Origin of the sequence: Paenibacillus lutrae (assembly GCF_009757775.1) — a bacterium.
In the GTDB taxonomy this organism is placed as follows: Bacteria; Bacillota; Bacilli; order Paenibacillales; family NBRC-103111; genus Paenibacillus_F; species Paenibacillus_F lutrae.
On sequence record NZ_RHLK01000007.1, the window covers coordinates 15,362 to 32,902 of the forward strand.

At 53.4% G+C, this 17,541-nt stretch carries 15 protein-coding genes; all 15 read right to left on the reverse strand.

The window, feature by feature from the left end; genetic code table 11:
- Positions 1-39 precede the first annotated feature (39 nt).
- The 15 genes from EDM21_RS13280 to hemL all read right to left on the reverse strand — a co-directional run bounded on the left by EDM21_RS13280 (position 40) and on the right by hemL (position 17,337).
- Positions 40-1,059 (reverse strand): NAD-dependent epimerase, encoded by a 1,020-nt coding sequence (locus EDM21_RS13280; protein WP_157336206.1) that lies wholly within the window; start codon positions 1,057-1,059, stop codon positions 40-42.
- Positions 1,056-2,252, reverse strand: coding sequence for a glycosyltransferase (locus tag EDM21_RS13285; protein ID WP_157336207.1), 1,197 nt, complete (start codon positions 2,250-2,252; stop codon positions 1,056-1,058). The genes EDM21_RS13280 and EDM21_RS13285 overlap by 4 nt, the downstream gene beginning before the upstream one ends.
- The gene (locus tag EDM21_RS13290) at positions 2,230-2,832 is read right to left on the reverse strand and encodes an acyltransferase (protein ID WP_157336208.1); all 603 of its coding nucleotides are present in this window, start codon (positions 2,830-2,832) and stop codon (positions 2,230-2,232) included. The genes EDM21_RS13285 and EDM21_RS13290 overlap by 23 nt, the downstream gene beginning before the upstream one ends.
- Positions 2,744-4,096, reverse strand: a complete 1,353-nt coding sequence (locus EDM21_RS13295) for a hypothetical protein (protein WP_338043981.1) — start codon at positions 4,094-4,096, stop codon at positions 2,744-2,746. The genes EDM21_RS13290 and EDM21_RS13295 overlap by 89 nt, the downstream gene beginning before the upstream one ends.
- Positions 4,059-5,189, reverse strand: a complete 1,131-nt coding sequence (locus EDM21_RS13300; protein ID WP_157336209.1) for a glycosyltransferase family 1 protein — start codon at positions 5,187-5,189, stop codon at positions 4,059-4,061. Before EDM21_RS13300 ends, EDM21_RS13295 begins: the two co-directional genes overlap by 38 nt.
- A complete protein-coding gene (locus EDM21_RS13305) occupies positions 5,179-6,402 on the reverse strand; it encodes a polysaccharide pyruvyl transferase family protein (protein WP_166541993.1) in 1,224 nt (407 codons plus the stop codon). The genes EDM21_RS13300 and EDM21_RS13305 overlap by 11 nt, the downstream gene beginning before the upstream one ends.
- Entirely contained in the window at positions 6,399-7,748 is a 1,350-nt protein-coding gene (locus EDM21_RS13310; RefSeq protein ID WP_157336210.1) for a flippase, read from the reverse strand. The genes EDM21_RS13305 and EDM21_RS13310 overlap by 4 nt, the downstream gene beginning before the upstream one ends.
- Before the next feature lie 27 nt (positions 7,749-7,775).
- A complete protein-coding gene (locus EDM21_RS13315) occupies positions 7,776-9,623 on the reverse strand; it encodes a polysaccharide biosynthesis protein (protein ID WP_157336211.1) in 1,848 nt (615 codons plus the stop codon).
- A 43-nt stretch (positions 9,624-9,666) separates the two neighbouring features.
- Positions 9,667-10,302 (reverse strand): CpsD/CapB family tyrosine-protein kinase, encoded by a 636-nt coding sequence (locus tag EDM21_RS13320; protein WP_157336530.1) that lies wholly within the window; start codon positions 10,300-10,302, stop codon positions 9,667-9,669.
- A gap of 31 nt (positions 10,303-10,333) precedes the next feature.
- Positions 10,334-11,080, reverse strand: a complete 747-nt coding sequence (locus EDM21_RS13325; protein ID WP_166542016.1) for a Wzz/FepE/Etk N-terminal domain-containing protein — start codon at positions 11,078-11,080, stop codon at positions 10,334-10,336.
- 140 nt (positions 11,081-11,220) lie between these two features.
- On the reverse strand, positions 11,221-11,988 hold the full coding sequence (locus EDM21_RS13330; protein WP_157336213.1) for a tyrosine-protein phosphatase: 768 nt from the start codon (positions 11,986-11,988) through the stop codon (positions 11,221-11,223).
- A gap of 900 nt (positions 11,989-12,888) precedes the next feature.
- Positions 12,889-14,418: a LysM peptidoglycan-binding domain-containing protein gene (locus EDM21_RS13335; RefSeq protein WP_166541994.1), complete on the reverse strand. Its 1,530-nt coding sequence runs from the start codon at positions 14,416-14,418 to the stop codon at positions 12,889-12,891.
- Between the two features lie 107 nt (positions 14,419-14,525).
- Positions 14,526-15,404 carry an RluA family pseudouridine synthase gene (locus EDM21_RS13340; protein WP_235918180.1) on the reverse strand — a complete coding sequence of 293 codons (879 nt, stop codon included), beginning with the start codon at positions 15,402-15,404 and terminating at the stop codon, positions 14,526-14,528.
- The gene (locus EDM21_RS24600; RefSeq protein WP_166541995.1) at positions 15,364-15,516 is read right to left on the reverse strand and encodes a hypothetical protein; all 153 of its coding nucleotides are present in this window, start codon (positions 15,514-15,516) and stop codon (positions 15,364-15,366) included. The genes EDM21_RS13340 and EDM21_RS24600 overlap by 41 nt, the downstream gene beginning before the upstream one ends.
- A gap of 519 nt (positions 15,517-16,035) precedes the next feature.
- The gene (gene hemL, locus EDM21_RS13345) at positions 16,036-17,337 is read right to left on the reverse strand and encodes a glutamate-1-semialdehyde 2,1-aminomutase (RefSeq protein WP_157336214.1); all 1,302 of its coding nucleotides are present in this window, start codon (positions 17,335-17,337) and stop codon (positions 16,036-16,038) included.
- Between the last annotated feature and the right edge of the window lie 204 nt (positions 17,338-17,541).

A 17,541-nucleotide genomic window follows, 5' to 3' on the forward strand; every position in this document is an offset into this window, starting at 1 on the left:
TGTATGCAAGCTGGGTTCTTCGAATTTCGTCTTCCGGGATTATGAAGGACTGTCTGAGCCATAGTAGCTCACATACCAGTCCGCGAATTTGCCCAATCCTTCTTCGATGCTCGTGGATGGACGGAAGCCCACATCCCGCTGCAGATCGTCAATATTGGCGTAAGTCGCCTTCACATCACCCGGCTGCATCGGCTTGTACTCGATGTTCGCTTGGCGTCCCAGACTTTTTTCCAGCGTCTGGATAAACGTCATCAGAGGCACAGGCGAATTGTTGCCGATGTTGTAAATTTTGTAGGGAGCGTAGCTCGTTCCCGGATCCGGGTTCTCGCGGTCCCAGTCCGCATTGGCTGCCGGTGGCTTGTCCAGCAATCTGACGATGCCTTCGACGATGTCGTCGATATAGGTGAAGTCGCGCTGCATGCGTCCTTCGTTGAAGACTTGAATCGTATTGCCCTCCAGAATATTCCGGGTAAAAGAGAAGTACGCCATATCCGGACGGCCCCAAGGCCCGTATACCGTAAAGAATCTGAGGCCCGTAACCGGCAAGCCGTACAAATGACTATAGGAATGCGCCATCAGTTCATTCGCTTTCTTCGTGGCCGCATAGAGACTGACCGGATGATCCACGTTGTCTTCTGCCGCAAACGGCATCTTGGTGTTCGCACCGTACACGGAGCTCGAAGAAGCAAAAACGAGATGGTCAATTTTGTAAGTACGGCATGCTTCCAGAATGTTCAGGAAGCCCGTTAAGTTCGAATCCGCATACGCTCTCGGATTTTCCAGACTGTATCTGACACCCGCCTGCGCCGCCAGATTAACGACAATCCGGATGCCATGACCGGCAAATACTTTGTCAAGCTGCTCATGGTCGCATAGGTCGGCCGTGTAATGATGATAATTCGGATATTGTTGGAGCCGCTTTAGTCTGTCCTCTTTAAGCGTCACGTCATAATAGTCGTTCAGGTTGTCGTAACCGACCACCTCAGCCCCGCTCTCAAGCAGTCTTGCAGCCAAATGAAAACCGATAAATCCGGCAGAGCCGGTCACAAGAATGGTCATACGCTTACACTCCCCTGCTTAACATATTGGTGAAAAGACTCCCAGAACTCGCTCCGGCTCCGGTCCAGCTTCGTCTTGGTAAAGCTGCCCGCCCGGGCGAAGTTGCGGCTTGCCTGCTCCAGCATCCAGTCCCGGTTAATGATGGTGCCGGTCAGAAGCTCAGCCAGCTGCTTATCGTTGCCCGGCTTGAACAGACAGCCGGGATCAAGCAGCTCCGGGATGCCGCCTGCGGTTGAGCCGATCACTGGACAGCCCCGGCCCATCGCTTCAATCGTTGCGCGTGGCAACCCCTCCTGGAAGCTCGGCTGGATGTAAATGTCGATCTTATCGAGCCACTCGAATACGGCTTTCCCGCTGGGAAGGATTCCGCAGAATTCCACGTTCTCTTTGAGCCCGAGGCTGTCAGCCATTGCTTCCCAGCGGGACTTGTCGCCGTCTCCCAGAATGCGGAACTTAAACGGCGGTATTTGATTTTTAATTTTGGACAAGGCTTCCAAAGCTACATCTATCCCTTTGGCACGCCCGTTCAGGGAACCGATTAACCCGATCGTCACGGGTGTTGCCATGCTCCGGATTCGTTCCAGCCGGCCGGCAAGCACGTCCTCGCCCATTTCAGGCAATTCCACATTGGAACAGGATTGGGTGCGTCCGCCCGGACATGGATATCGTTTCTGAAGAAACTGCTCGGTGACATAGATCGCGTAAGGCGCTTCTTTGACATCGGTCTTCGTCTTCCAGGTGGCGATGGGCGCATACAGTTTCCCCTGCATACTTCCGTAATTCCAGAGGCCGTCCCAAGCGCAAGCCACTACTTCAACGGCGAAGGGCTTACCGAGCTTCTTGGCGATGGCAACCGCCTCGGAGCCGATCTCGCTCGGAAGCCGTGCAATAACCGCATCGGATTTCATAATGGCTTCCGTCAGAAGCCGCTCCACATACCCCTTCTTCGTAATTTTGTTCACCGGATTGCTCAGGGAAGGCAGCACGATGAAATTAACATTCTTGCCGCTCGACAAGCTCTTCTTGTCCAGGTCGCTTGCAGCGGATATTTTCTTGCCCCGGGACACGACCGTCAGGGAGTCGAACACGGACAGATACCTCTCCCACACGGCGTAAGGAAGCTTGCCGCCCGAGTAATATTTCCCCGAATCCGTAAAGTAAAACATATGATCATGAGCCCACAGAACGTTCATAAGGTCCCTCTTTTCTGATTGACTTGATGATTTTGGCCGGTACACCTGCCGCTATCGTATAGCCGGGAACCGGCTTGGTAACCACGGCCCCCGCTGCGATAATCGAGCGGCTTCCGATACTTGCGCCTGCCAAGATACGGCATCCGCAGCCGATCCAGACGTCGCTGTGCACGTGAATGCGGGCACATACAACCGGATTGTCACGGATGGGCTGCGCCTCATCTTCCCAGGAATGCTGGAAAGAAATCAGCGAACTCTGGTGCGCGATGGACACATCGTCATCGATCCGAATCTCTCCGCATGCGTCGAGATAACACTGCTTGTGAATACTTACATTGCTTCCGATATACAGCCGTTCCCAATATTTAATTTCAACCGAACGTCCGACGAATACGTTATCCCCGCAGCCGGGTATCAGACATTTCAGCAGGCAGTATCTGAGCGCTACCCCTACGATATCCGGCAGCCAATCCGTCAAGGTCCAGGCGTATTTAAGCGCCGGCTTCGGGAAGAGACGAAGGATGCGGATGGCGATGATTAGCACCGCCTTGAATTTGTGAAACCGGTCTCGGCCTCTCATGTCGACCTCTCCTTTTATTGCGAATCGTTGCCAGCCATAGTACCGTGTAACAGGCCGTATAGGCTTGAAACATGTACAGCAAAGGAAGAATCGGAAGTTTTTTGCGAACCATATTGTCTCCGATTGTTCCCAGTCCATAATCCAGATTCCGTCCGGTTACGGTCATGTAACCGACCAGTACGAGGGTGCAGGCGTAAGCCAGCAGCAGCACTATACAGAGCAGGTAGAACCGCCTCGTCTCCTTATACCGGATGTACATGAACACGGCCAGCACGAGCGCGACCAGCATGGAAACTGCTTCCAGCGAACGGTAAAATACATGAGGCTCCCAATTCTCAAAGTTGATCGGATTCGGACTCATAAACAGAAAGACCGTCAGCAGAAAAGCGTTAACAAGGCCGAGTCCGCCGATTTTGACCGCGAGCACGCCCGCCGAAACCAAGAGCATACTGAGCGCAATCTTAAACCGGCGGGTGAACAGCAGATAAAAGCAAAGCGTGTACACAATGGCGTAGTCCCGGAGGCCGGTGGCATAGAGCATCACAATCAGGAACCAGAAATACTTGCGTCTCATCAGCAGGTAGGTGCAGTAAAGGCCCAGTGCTACACAAGTGACATCTTTGGCAAAAAGGGAAGACATCATCATAAAGGACGGGCTCAGGAACAAGCCCAGAATGATCCATCCTTCGTATAGACGGCGGTTCACCAGCTCGAATCCGAAATAAGCCTTGTTCAGTGCATACAGCATGTACGCGATCCAAATCAGCATGATTGAATTGTAAGTAATGATGACAAGCGGGTCGGACACGTTCAGCAGTTTATAAAAAGGCATATACATCAGGCCGAAGATCGGATACGCCGATGAATTAAACAAATAAGTGGAAATATGCTCACCGGCGTAGCTGAGAAAATCGCCTAATCCCAAATACGACTGCACCTGCGCGTAATAGTTGTTCTCATCGGGTCCTTTTAAAGGTGTCGATGAGACGGCGTAGACGAATTTGCCGATCAGCATGGCACTGAATCCCACATACAGCAAGAAAGGCTGATCCGGCCATTTGAGCATGCAGAAGAGCGGCAGCAGTAAGATGAAAAAGAACACGATCCCGATTCGTTCGTCGATCAGAAAAGCTCCTTTGGCTGTCAGGAGCATCAGCAGGACGTAACTGATCAGAAACAGGTTCCGGAGGGGAGGCGCGCCCGCCGGCAGTCTCTTTGCGGCGGCCTTATGTCGCAGCGTACATCCGCTCCAGCCTCTGCACACTGGTGCGGATATCGTAGCCGTACTGCTGCAGCGCCTCCAGCCGTGCCGGCCAGTCCAGTCTTGCGGCTCCGGTCATGCTGCCCATCTGAGCCGCCCACTCACCCGCATCCGCCTGCAGAGGCAGCCGGCTGACCAGCCCGAGCTTCAGGTCGGCCTCTTCCGGCACCTGATCCGAGATCAGACAGGGGACCCCCGCAGCCTGGGCTTCGATCACGACAATGCCGAGTCCCTCATACAGCGAAGGCAGCAGGAACAGATCGAATGCACCGATGAGTTCCGGTATGTCCTTGCGGACCCCGAGCAGCTTCACGCTGCCTGAGATGCCAAGCTCACGGATGCGGTCTTCCATTCTGCTGCGCAGGGGGCCGTCACCAATCAGCACGAGCTGCGCTTCGGGGCGGATTCTCAAGTAGCCGGCAAAAGCATCCAGCAGGAACGGATGGTTCTTCTGCTCGCTGAACCGGCCGATGTGTCCAATAACCGGCACATCCGGGTCGGTCACACCGATTGCCCTGCGGTAATCGGTCCGGTCCGGATGCAGCTGGCTGTACGGCTGAACCTGGATCGAATTCGGGAAGACGACTACGCGTTCGTCCCGCCAGCAGTCGGCGCCGAACAGCGCCTCGCAGGCTGAACGCGAACACCCGAGCATCGATGTTGAATTGCTGCGGATAAGCCCCCGCATGTATTTGCGGTAGAGATTGCGCAGCCAGGATTCCTGCTTGCTGTCGTGTGTATTGTGACTGTGGCTGATCCGCACCGGCACGTTCATCTCTCCGGCCAGCTTCAGCACATATCCGCTGAACTGGTAAATATGACTGTGGACGGCCTGATAAGGGCCGTGTTCTTGTAAATTGTTCAAGAATGCTCTGCGGAACGCTCTCAGCCCCTTCTTCGGATGAGGCTGTCTGAAAATCCGCCCTCCCAGCTCCACGATTTCATCATCGTAGAAACCCTTCTCTTCGAACTGGACGGCAAAGTGGAATTCATACTTGTCCCGGTCAATCGTCCGGTATAGGTTCATCAGCAGGGTTTCGATACCGCCGGGATGCATTTTGCCGACGACATGAAGGATTTTGATTTTAGGCTTCATTCAAGATCCTCCCGACATAGGCAACGAGATCCCTTTTTTTATCGTTCACAATCCGGATTGCCCCTTCCTGGCTTCTGGTGTCCGGCGCCATCTGGGCCAGCACGAACCGGGGGTCACTGCGGAAATCGACGACATGCCGGGATAGTCCCAGATCTTTAAAGATACTCGCCAGTTTCTTGTCCCAGGCGATGCCGTACGTCGGTTTGCCGAACGAAATCGCCGGGATGCACGCGTGCAGGCGCTGGGCAATGACGGCATCGCAGTCCCGGATGCTGTCGACAAGGTCGCTTACATCCGCCGGATACGAAGCGAATTCCACATCCCGGACAGCTGCCAGCCTCGGCTTGATATAATGCTCGACGAAGGCGTTGTCCGTGTCAGCCCCATTCGTGAAGATACGGACGCGTCCGCCTCCTTCCACAATCCCCTGAGCCAGCTTGTACCACCAGTCGGCGCAGTCATCCCGGTCCCACAGGAAGGGAGAATGCCGCCTCATCTCATTAGGGTCCATGATCCCTAATCCGATCGTCTGCGCGGATGAATCCCCCTGCTTCGCAGCCATCCGGGATGAAACAGAGAACCGGGCGGCCGGTTCAGGGAATGCTTCCCGGGTCACCAAGGCCGGATCGGATAAGGCAACTGCTTTGCGCGCAAGGGACGCATCGAACGAAAGCAGATAAGCCAGGGAATCTTCGTCGCGTACGGAGATCGTTTTGGCATATTGAAGAATTTCGGTGAACCATTTGCGGGCCAGGAAGCTCCAGGGTCCCCTCATACCGACAAAAACGATATGCAGCGGTTTACGCTGCCTGCGGACTTCCATGACAAGCCTGCGCATGGCAATCGGAAACGACAGGTACGTGTCGATGAATAGATGTCCGCCCCCGATCAGCACCGCATCACAGTCCGCTACAAGCTGCCGGATCTGGTCATTCAGCACACGATCTTTTTTCTTGTGAACGGAATAAGACTTGACGTACCGCAGAAAATCCGGCGTCAGCTTTTTTTTCACACTGACTTCATTCAGTTTGTAGACTTTCCCCTCATTGCGGGCTGTCGTTAGTTGCGGTTCATTGTATAACCCTGCCGTAAGGTCAAAGTTAGTGATGGTATAATCTCCGCATGTGCGGATGAGCTGGTTGACCGTCATCGCGATCAGACCATCGCCCAAATTGGTTGAATGGGGCACACCCGCTAGTAAAATATGTTTCACGTTCTATCCCCCCGCTTTCTTCTGGCGCTCAGCCATGCAAACATGCCGATTGAGATCTTCAGCTTTCTTTGGATCACGACAACCATCGCCGTCTTCCAGACAATCGTACAAATTAGATTCGTGACGGCGGCTCCCACCATTCCATAAGCCGGAATCATCACCAGATTGAGAACCACATTCAGAATGGCCGATATAAGCAAAATTTTGCCGAGCGTTTGCTGCTGTCCCGTCATCGTCATTAAGGTCCCGGTCTGTCCGCTGAACGCGCTGACAAGCTGGCTTGTCGACAGAATAAGAAGCGCGAGCGATCCCTGTTTGAATTCTTCTCCGAAGAGGCCAAGGATCGGGTCATTCAGCAGCAGGAACGCTGCGTAGATCACACCGGCAAACAGGAAACCCGCCAAGTTGCTGATGCTGAGCACCTGCTGGAGCTGCCTGTCGTCTTTTCTCGCATAGCATTCCGAGATAAAGGGAGCAGCCGTCATATTAATGGCGGTCAGGCCGAAGGAAACGAGTGTCGCAATCCGCACAGCAGCGCTGTATATTCCCGCTTCCGTCGTTCCGTCCATCCAGCCGAGCATAAGTATATTCAGCTGTCCGAGCACCAGATACATGCCCGATACGAACATCAGCGACATGGAAACGTTCATCCATTCCCGTGTGTTGTAAGCTGTCCCGGCAGCTTGGACTTGTGGCGGCATTTTACGCTTCAAGACGAGTGCCCCGATAGCGTAGGAGACGGCAATGGCGGCCAGGAAGATCAGCATAGCTTCCCCTGCCCCGGCCGGGCTGCCTGCAATCCGGTTGTATCCCAGAAGCAGCCCCAGGAACAGGACGGGGCGGATGATTTTCTCGGGCAGCTGCGCGTGCAGCATTTGTTTCAGCGCCTGCAGAGAGCTCTGCCGCAGAAGCGCCAGGGCCATGACAGGAATGCCCAGCAGACCGGCCATATACGTAAAGAGCAGCTCACGGTTCATGGAATCGCTTATCAGCAGGACCACAACCATAGAAACAGCCGTTATGGCAAGAGATAACGCCATCGTAATCTGATTCGCCCGCTGAAGCAGGCCCTTCACTTCACTCCAGCGCTCATGCGCCCGGTACGAGGAGACGAAGCGGACGATCGCCGTATCGAATCCGAGCTTGGCCGGGAAGACCAGGAAGGTCACGACCGTAGTCACGAATGAGTAGTATCCGTAGCTTACGGCTCCCAGCTGCCTGGCCAGCAGTACCTGCATCAGCAGCGCCAGGCCAATACCGCCGATATTAACGGCGAACGATAAACTGCTGCTTTTCATAAGAATTCTGGATAAAGAACGTTGTGTAAGTTTGGCAGTTGTATTCATATCAGGTTCTTCCATCCCCTTGCGGCTTTACGAAACATTGCGGTATGTAGGGACCAGATGCTGCAGCAGGGCACGGATTTCCTCCGGTTCGCTGCCCAGTACGCGCTCCAGCCTGCGCATCTCGAATTCAAGCTCCGTCCGGTTAATGTTCATCGGCTTGCCGATGAAGATCCGGTCGTGCATCGTGGACGACATGCCTTCTTCACTGGTGAGAAGTTCCTCGTACAGCTTCTCTCCCTCCCGGATCCCCGAGAACTGGATATCGATATCGACATTCGGCTCATAGCCGGATAACCGGATGAGATCTGTCGCAAGATCGACAATTTTGACCGGTTTGCCCATGTCGAGAATAAATACCTCGCCCCCCTGCGCAAAAGCCCCTGCCTGGATAACAAGCTGAACGGCTTCAGGAATGGTCATGAAATATCGGACCATCTCGGGGTGAGTAACGGTTACCGGACCGCCCCGGGCAATCTGATCTTTGAATCTCGGGATTACGCTGCCCCGGCTGCCGAGCACGTTGCCGAACCGGACCGCCACAAACTTCGTTTTGCTGTGTTTGTCCAGACTTTGGATGAACATCTCGGCAATCCTCTTCGTCGTTCCCATAATGCTTGTCGGATTGACGGCTTTATCCGTCGAGATGAGTACGAAGCGCTCGGCGCCGAATTCGTCAGCACATTCCGCTACGTTGCGGCTGCCGAATACATTGTTCTTTATCGCTTCGGAAGGGTTTCGCTCCATGAGCGGAACATGTTTGTGCGCCGCCGCATGAAAGACCACCTGCGGTCCGAATTCCCGGAATACATCGGCGATCCGGGTCCGGTCCTGAACATCGGCAATGACCGTCTCGATCTGCAGTCCCGGGTGCAGGCGCCTCATTTCCATCTCAATGCCGTAAATGCTGTTCTCCCCGTGTCCGAGCAGAAGCAGCTTCCTCGGCTTGAATGGCGCTACCTGCCGGCAAAGCTCCGAGCCGATCGAGCCGCCTGCCCCGGTGACCAGGACGATTTTATTCTGCACATAGTCCGCGATATTCTCGAGGTCCGTGTCAATGGGGTCACGCCCCAGCAAATCTTCAACCTGCACATCTCTCATCTGGTTGGCTGCCATTTTTCCCTGAATGAATTCATGGATATGAGGAATGATTTTAAGACGAGCCTTTGTCGTTTTGCAAATGTTGATGATATCCGAAATTTGTGTTTTGGAAACCGAAGGCAGCGCAATGATGATGTCATCGATTTTCTGCTGTTCCACAAGCTTAGGAATATCCTGACGGGTACCCATAACGGGTATTCCGTGGAGCTGGAGCTTTTGTTTGTAAGGGTCGTCGTCAATGAACGCGACCGGCTGCATGTGGAAGCTCTCATTGTGAGCGACTTCTTTCACGAACATCACTCCGCAGCTGCCGGCACCGACAACAAGCGTCCGCTGGGCGGGTTTGCCTGCTCTCGTTTTGGAGCTTCTGGAGCTGCTCCCGTAGAATTTGTCGCAGAACACGCGCCAGATAAAGCGTGAACCTCCCAGCATCAGCAGGATGCCGTTCAGGTTCTGCAGGAACATGTACAGGGTAATTTCGCCTGCAGACAGAAACGATATAATTGCGTAAGAGATCAGACAGGAGACCACGACGGCTTTGGCAATCGCCACCATTTCACCGACGCTTGCGTACTGCCAGATCCGGTTGTACAGCTGGAAATAGAACATCGCGCAAGCCAGTGCAACTCCGGATATGAGCGTGTACAACATAATGATGCTCATAACTTCGGGCGGAATCCCGCCCCGGTAGTGCGACAGAAAAGTAAGGTAAATGCAGGCCCATACCATGATCATGTCGATCAGTACCAGCATGGGCGTCCGTTTTGAATAGCTCATCTTCTTCCCTCCTCGTAGACTTCATACAGACCGCCTGGTTACTTCAACTGCTGTAATCGTAATAAGTGTTCATCTTCGCATCTTTGCGGGCTACCTTGTTCAGTACTACACCCAGAATGCGCGCATGCACGAACTGCAGATTGTCACGCGCTTTCTGTACCAGGTCCCGCTTGACACCCCCGGCGCTTACCACAAGCAGTACACCATCGCACTGGGACGCAACTACCTGCGCATCGCTGACGGCAAGTACCGGCGGCGTGTCAATGAGAATGACATCGAACTTCTCTTTCAGCTCCAGCAGCAGATGCGCCATCCGCTGGGATCCGAGGATTTCGGATGGATTGGGCGGGAGCGTGCCGGATGTTATGACGCTGAGTCCCGGCACTTCTGTTTCTTTGAGCGCTTCGCTGATCTCGATCTGATGGGTCAGCACATCCGTCAACCCTGCACGGTTGGTAATGCCGAAAGTCCGGTGCGCCGTAGGCTTGCGCAAATCTGCGTCAATCAGCAGCACCTTCTTGTCCATCTGTGCATAAACCACCGCAAGATTATCGATCGTAGTCGACTTGCCTTCCCAGGGAGTGGCGGATGTAACCATCAGTGTACGGATGTCCCCATCGACACCGGAATATTGAATGTTGGTGCGCAGGGTCCGGTACGTTTCCGAAATAGGCGACATGGGATTGGTATGCGCAATAATAGGTCTGCCTTTATTGGACACCGGCTGCTTCACCTACCTTTCCTGAGGGTGCCCGCTTCGGTTTCATATCGCCCGGCCGGATTTCCGGCACAGCAACCAGCATGGGCAGTTCCAGGTAATGCTCAATGTCTTCTTCGCTCTTCAATGAGTCATCGAAATATTCAAGTGCGAATACGAGACCAAGGGCAAACATCAGCGAAGCAACGAAAGCGACCGCTGTATTTACGGCGACATTAGGCTCGACGGGTGCCGGTATTTTGGACGGGTCCGCCTCGTGCAGAATAAACACATTGTCGATTTTCATGATGTTCGGAATTTGCTTCTGGAACATCTGAGCGACCGTATTTACGATTACAGCGGCCTTTTCATACTTGGCATCCTGCAGGCTCAGCGTGAAGATCTGTGTATCGCTAACCGAAGTAAACTGAATGCGTTTCATGAGTTCCTCTGCAGTCAGACCGAATTCAGGATGCTGCTCCACGACCAGATTCATAATGGCCGGTGTCTTAATGATCTCTTTGTACGTGTGGATAAGACTTATATTCGTATTGATGGCGTTCATATCAAGCTGGAGCATCCCCTGGCTGTTGGCAGGAGAGTTTACGATCAGCTTAGTGGATGCCTGATACTTCGGGGTTAAATACAGGGCGCTTACCGCACCTGTAGCCGAGCATCCGACAAACACAATGAGAATGATCAGCCAGAACCTTTTACGCAGAACGGATAAATAACGTTTAATTTCAAAATCCATATTCACAACATTCAATCCCTCGCTTTCCTTGCGTTTCATCAACTAGGCGATTATTAAGGCTGTACGCACCGCATTGTTTTCACTTTGATGCATTAAAGCAAAAACCGATTACCGCTGCGTAATCTTAAAGCGCACATGGGCACGGCTCAGCGAAAAATAGCGAACAACCCTCGTGGCTTGGAAGCAACCGGCTCCCCATGCTGCAAGGGAGAGTCCTCGGCAAGCAGCCGGGCATTACTGCGGCAATATTCCGCAAAATCCCCGTCAATCCGCTCTTCTATCCGCGAATAAGCTTCCCCGAGTCTAAACGGCCTTCTTACCCGGTCATGCGCGTCCGACGCAACCAGATGAATAAGACGGCGGGAGCACAAGTCGTAGGCAAGCGTCTCAACTCTAGGGCCGAATGTGCCAAGCAGAGAGTCCGCCGTCATTTGAAAAACAGCTCCCCACTCCATAAGCTCCAGCAGCTTATCCGGATCTTCCGCCACCGCCCTATTCCGTTCCGGATGCGCAATAACCGGCACTTTCCCGAGAATAGACAGTTCGTGGCAGATCTCTGCCAGATCATCAGGGATTTCATGCGATGGGCATTCAATCAGCACATAGCGGGTTCCTCCAAGAGTAAGTAGGCCCCCGTCATACCAATCATCGATCAAGCTGCGCGTGATCCTAATCTCCTGCCCGCCTCTGACTTCAAGCGGAATTCTTTCCCCCGCAAGAGCATCGGTGAGCTTTTTTATCCCTGCTTCTATCTCCTCTGGAGAAGTGAAGTAACGGCTCGTCCTGTGATGAGGAGTGGCAAAAACCGTAGAAATTCCATTCGACACAGCCATACGCGCCATTTCGACTGAATCTTCCAGAGTCATAGGCCCATCATCCAGACCATGAAGGATGTGAGTATGCATATCAATCATTCATTTACCTCCAGATCCGAATGTTACTAAAATTATGTCACAAATCGTATGGATTGTAGGAGGGAGCTAGGTTATAAATTGGACTAGTTACTATAGCTTATTTTACCAATGGTTGTTATGAGCAGGAATTCCCGATTGGATTTTTCTGATTTTATCATTTATGTAATTTTTTGATAATCAATCAGCTTTTTCACTTGTTTTATCCTTACTTTGGAGCTCTATGCAGGTTAATAGGATGCAGACCTTTGTAACTATGCCTTTATGAAAAATTTATATCTGTTTGCCTATTAAAAAACAGGGGCAGTCTGCCCTAGGCCAGGCCCTGGGCGGTTTGAGGGGGTCGTAAGAGAATTATGAAGAGTTGATTCGAAAGACAGGTCCTAGACACGGTTATTTGGACCCGATGATTTTCGGGGTATAGGCCAGGGTAACTAGTGTAGGTCTTAGGGATGTATTTTGAGGCCATAAAATAAGTTCGACATTAAACCTATCATGTTAATCGGAATAATCAGAACAAAGACCTAGTTCTATTCAAACCCGGGACATTCAGGGTTAAAATGATCCCGGCTATCCGGGCAGATTCGTGCGATACATCAAAAAACCGTCCAAATCGGCAGTTTTTCCGGCTTCCCCTCTTCCACGGCCTTCGAATAACAAGCAAAAACCCGCTGTTTTTCATACTTTCACGGGTTTCAGAGCCCTCCGGCAGTGACCCGGGACATAATTTCAGAAAAGCCTTCCTTCTTTCAGCCCAATCTTTGCCGGACTCAAGGGCTGTTTTTGCCGCGTTTTCTCCAGGATTAACCGCTGTGTGACTCCATTTTACGCCGGACAGCACAAAAAAGAGCCGCTTAAGCAGCTCCTGGCAATAAAGAATGAATGCAGCCTTACAGGCTGACGTTATTCCCCGCTCGTTTTGGATCTCGGTATATACAGAATCTGCCCTGCATTGACATCCTGCTCTTCGAGCCGGTTGTACAGCTGCAGTTCTCTGGCGTTCACTTCATATTTTCTCGCAATCGTTTCAATCGTTTCTTCCTTCTGCACAATGCACATGGTGACTTTACGGAACTTCTGCACTTCCTGCTCCCCGTTAATAAAGAGCTTCTTCCATTCCAAAGCATCCGCTTTGGAGTCCTCCGCCACCGGAATTTCCGTTTCCCGTTCTTTACGATCCGTCCGTTCGCTTACAGCGGAGCCCGAGTAAAGGGACTGAATCCCGTTCTGGTGACTGGATGCATCATCTTCCGGCCGTCTGCTTCCGAACGCTACCTTAAGCTCCTTCGGCTCTTCCTCCGCAGCCGGTTCGGCTGAGGCTTCCGCCTGCTCTACTTCTGTATACAGCTGCGCTTCAAAGGCGAGATCGTTCTCCAGCTTCTCCTCGGTCCCCTGCGTTTCGTTCTTTTGAACATCCTGCTGCAGGGGTTCTCTGGCCGGTTTAAGCTCCGGTTGTACGTCTATCTTGGGTTCCGCCGCAGATTCCGTATCATAAGCCGGCGAAGATTCCCGTATCCGTTTGCCATCTTCTTCTTCGGATATATGGGGACCAGCCGACTCTTGGAGGCCCGGCTTCTGATCCGAGGCGACTTGACTCAGTGTCAACTCTCCGAATCTGCTGTCCGAATCGGAGAAAGACGAAGAGACCGGCTCATCCGCCGAGGTCTGCCGGCCTTTCTCTTGTACCTCCCAGGGATTAAAAGCCGTGGGTTCTGCTCTGGGCTCCTGCCGCTCTGAACGCGTCTCTCTAAGCCACGGATTATCCGCCTCAGAAGCAGCGTACAGACTGTTCCCGTAGGTCGACAGATGAGAGGCCCCGGCCGGCCCGTCCGAATATGCCGCATTTTCAGACGGGTTCCTTAGCTGATCCTGCTGCCGGTTTCCCGCGTCTTGCCGATGCTGCTGCTCCTGGCAGGCTGCCCCGGACTGGAACTGCTGCTGCTGTCGGAACGGCTGCGAATCCCCCGTATATTGGGTTTGAATAATCTGCTGGACCGGTTCTTCGTCAGCCCGGGCAGCCGGTTCGTGAACGAAGAGAACTTCTTCCTCCTCGGCCCATACCCCGCCGTCCAGAGCCGTCTCCACCCCATGCAGGGACAAGACCCCCGTTACATTTATACTGCGGGCAGACAATACATCTACGTCGAACGTCTCGATTTCCACGAGAATGTCCTCGATCCGCTGCACCCGGTTTAAAGGCAGCGTAATCTCGACCGGGATATAGTGTTCCAGCGTGCGCTTTGTTTCCTGATCATCCAGATAACTTCCATTCAGTTGCAGGTTTCCTTTAAGCAGCGCCTGTTCCTGTTGGGTAATGACCTCGATGCGCGGAACCAGTTCCACATCTTCAAGATCCCGTATGTCGGCGGCTTCGTCCGCCAAATGCACGCGTTCATAAATATCGAATCGCAGACCGTTCTGCTCTTCCGTCACGCTGCCATCCTCCCTTCGGTTGTCCCTTATTTAACATATGAATTACCGCAGGACCACCCGTTCTATCTTATATATATGGGTAGAAGGAGGACGGCATGACTGCCTTTTTAGTTTTTATACAAAAGCGATGCAAGAAGACCGTTAAAGTCATCCGGGTAAGAGGCCTCAAGATCCAGCTCTTCCCCTGTGATCGGGTGCCGGAGCAGCAGCCGCGCTCCATGCAGTGCCTGACGCCCGAACAGCTTCGGTGATCCGCCGTACAAGGTATCCCCCAGAAGCGGGTGCCCCAGGTGACTCATATGAACGCGGATCTGGTGCGTCCGTCCGGTTTCAAGACGCAGCTCCAGGAGGGCCGCATCCCGGAAAGTCTGCACCGTCCGGTAATGCGTAACGGCAGCATCTCCGCCCGGCGATACGCGCCTGCGGCTCCGGTGGTGCCTGTCCCGGCCGATCGGAGCCGCGATAGTGCCTGACGGCGGCGCAGGATGGCCTGCACATACAGCCGCGTAGATGCGCCCGACGGCTTTCTCGCGCATGGCTTCGTCCAGCAGCAGATGCGGCAGCTCGTACTTGGCGTACAGCACAGCGCCGCTCGTATCCTGGTCGAGGCGGTGGATATGCCTGACGGCGCAGCCCTGGCCTGTCGACTCGTAGTAGCCGGCGACCGCATTCGCCAGTGTGCCACCTTGACCGGGCTCCGCAGGATGCACCGCCATCCCGGCCGGCTTGTTGACGACGAGGAGATAATCATCCTCGTACACAATCTCCAGTTCCGTCCATTCAGCCGGAACGGATGGGGCTTCCTGCGGGAAGATCCGCAGCAGCAGACGAGGCCCCTGGCTCCGGATGCCTCCTTCGCGTTCCAGCTTGCGCCAGAGTTTCTGCGGGATAGGCAGAAGCGGGTACACATCCTCCCACGCCGCTTGTTCAGACGGGACCCTAAGCTCAATCCATTCTCCTTTTCGCTTGCCTGCCGCGTGCATCATGGCGTCTTCCCCCTTTCCTCATCCCGGCCGCCCAGATGGCGAGCAGCAGGACAAACACACAAACAACCGCGATTAAATCGATCGGGAAATCAAAAAAGTAATAGCGTTTCAACCGTAACTCAGCTCCGATCTTCTCTCGAAAAGTCTAGATCATTTTACCAGATTCCATTCTCAAAAGAAATGAAGCCTGCTCCTGGTCGGCTTTCTCCTCCGCAGCCTTCGCAGTCTTCACGGTCCCTATTCTTTGGCGGGTCTCTGGTTAGCCGTTTAACCGGCCATCACGGGTCCTTCACCGGCAAGTCCAGGCGGGCCAGCCGGGCCAGGCGGAATTACTGGTGTTGCCGTGGCAACAGGCAAAGAAGCGCCAACGAACCGCAATAGTTAGACAACGGTCCGCAGGCCGCAACTGACACTAAAAGACGGGGCTGTTCCAAAAGTCACTTCAAGAAAATTCAGTCCCCCACTTTTCACGTGATATTCGGTTAAAAAAGAACCTTCAGATCCACTTTTATAGTGGTTTGAAGGTTCTTTTGCACATATTATCGAGTTGTCTCAATCAGGTTTACCCTTTTGGGACAGCCCATCCATTCACGTACACGTTATAAGGATTCTAAAGCCTAACACTATTCCGTTACAGCCTTTTCAGTGCTTCACGCTGCATGTCAATTGTTTTCTCGATATCTTCGTCCGTATGAGCCGTAGACACAAACATTCCTTCGAATTGCGAAGGAGCTACAGAAATACCCAAATCAAGCAGATTGCCGAAATATCGGGTGAACACGGATAAATCCGATGTTTTGGCCGTATCGTAGTTGATGACGCGCTGCTCGGTAAAGAACGGGCATACCATCGAACCGACGCGGTTAATCGTGCTGGCAATCCCGACTTCTTTGGCATTCGCCAGGAAACCTTCCTCAAGACGGGCGGCTTTGCGCTCCAATCCCTCGTATACGCCCGGCTCTCCAAGCAGCTTGAGGGTCGTATAGCCCGCCGCCATCGCGAGCGGGTTGCCCGACAAAGTGCCTGCCTGATAAATCGGTCCGCTCGGAGCAATCTGCTCCATGATTTCTTTGCGTCCGCCATAAGCGCCGACCGGAAGTCCGCCGCCGATCACTTTCCCCATACAAGTCAGATCAGGAGTCACTCCGTATAATCCCTGCGCACAGTTCAAATGAACGCGGAATCCGGTCATAACCTCATCGAAGATCAGGACTGCGCCATATTCTGTCGTTACATCCCTGAGACCTTGCAGGAATCCGGGAAGCGGAGGCACGACGCCCATATTGCCCGCAATCGGCTCGACGATCACAGCGGCGATGTCTTCACCGTATTTCTCAAACACAAGGCGGATGGAATCAAGGTCGTTATACGGTACAGTCAATGTATTAACGGCCACCGACTCAGGTACACCTGGGCTATCCGGCAGGCCCAGAGTCGCTACGCCGGAACCGGCTTTGATGAGCAGCGCATCCGCATGGCCGTGATAGCTGCCTTCGAACTTAACGATCTTGTTGCGCTTCGTGTATCCGCGCGCCAGACGCAGCGCACTCATGGTAGCTTCCGTACCGGAGTTAACCATACGTACGATTTCGACGGACGGCACACGCTCCACTACAAGCTTGGCCATTTCCGTTTCGATTAGAGTCGGCGCACCGAAGCTCGTACCCTTCTCGGCCATGGAGCGGACAGCTTCAATCACATCCGGCTGAGCATGTCCGAGAATAAGCGGCCCCCAAGACCCGATATAATCGAGGTATTCGTTGCCATCGATATCATACACGCGAGGTCCGGCCCCGCGCTCCATATACACAGGCGTCAAGCCGACTGATTTGAAGGCGCGTACCGGACTGTTCACTCCTCCGGGAAGATACTGCTTAGCTTCGGCAAAAGCTTCCGCTGATCGGGTATCTATTCGCTTGTGGTTCATTTCCATTAGACAATAACCCCCTGGGTCATAGTTAATTCTTCTCCGTTAATATACGAGAAGACGAAAGCCGTTCTCACAAGAGAACAGCCTGGCTTCACAGCCGATACCCTTTATTATACACGGCAATCGGTTCTTGTGCTGAGCCGCGGGTTCATCCGGCAGAGATTGGTGCTTCAAGATCGCATTTCTGCTTGCATTACCGATCACATT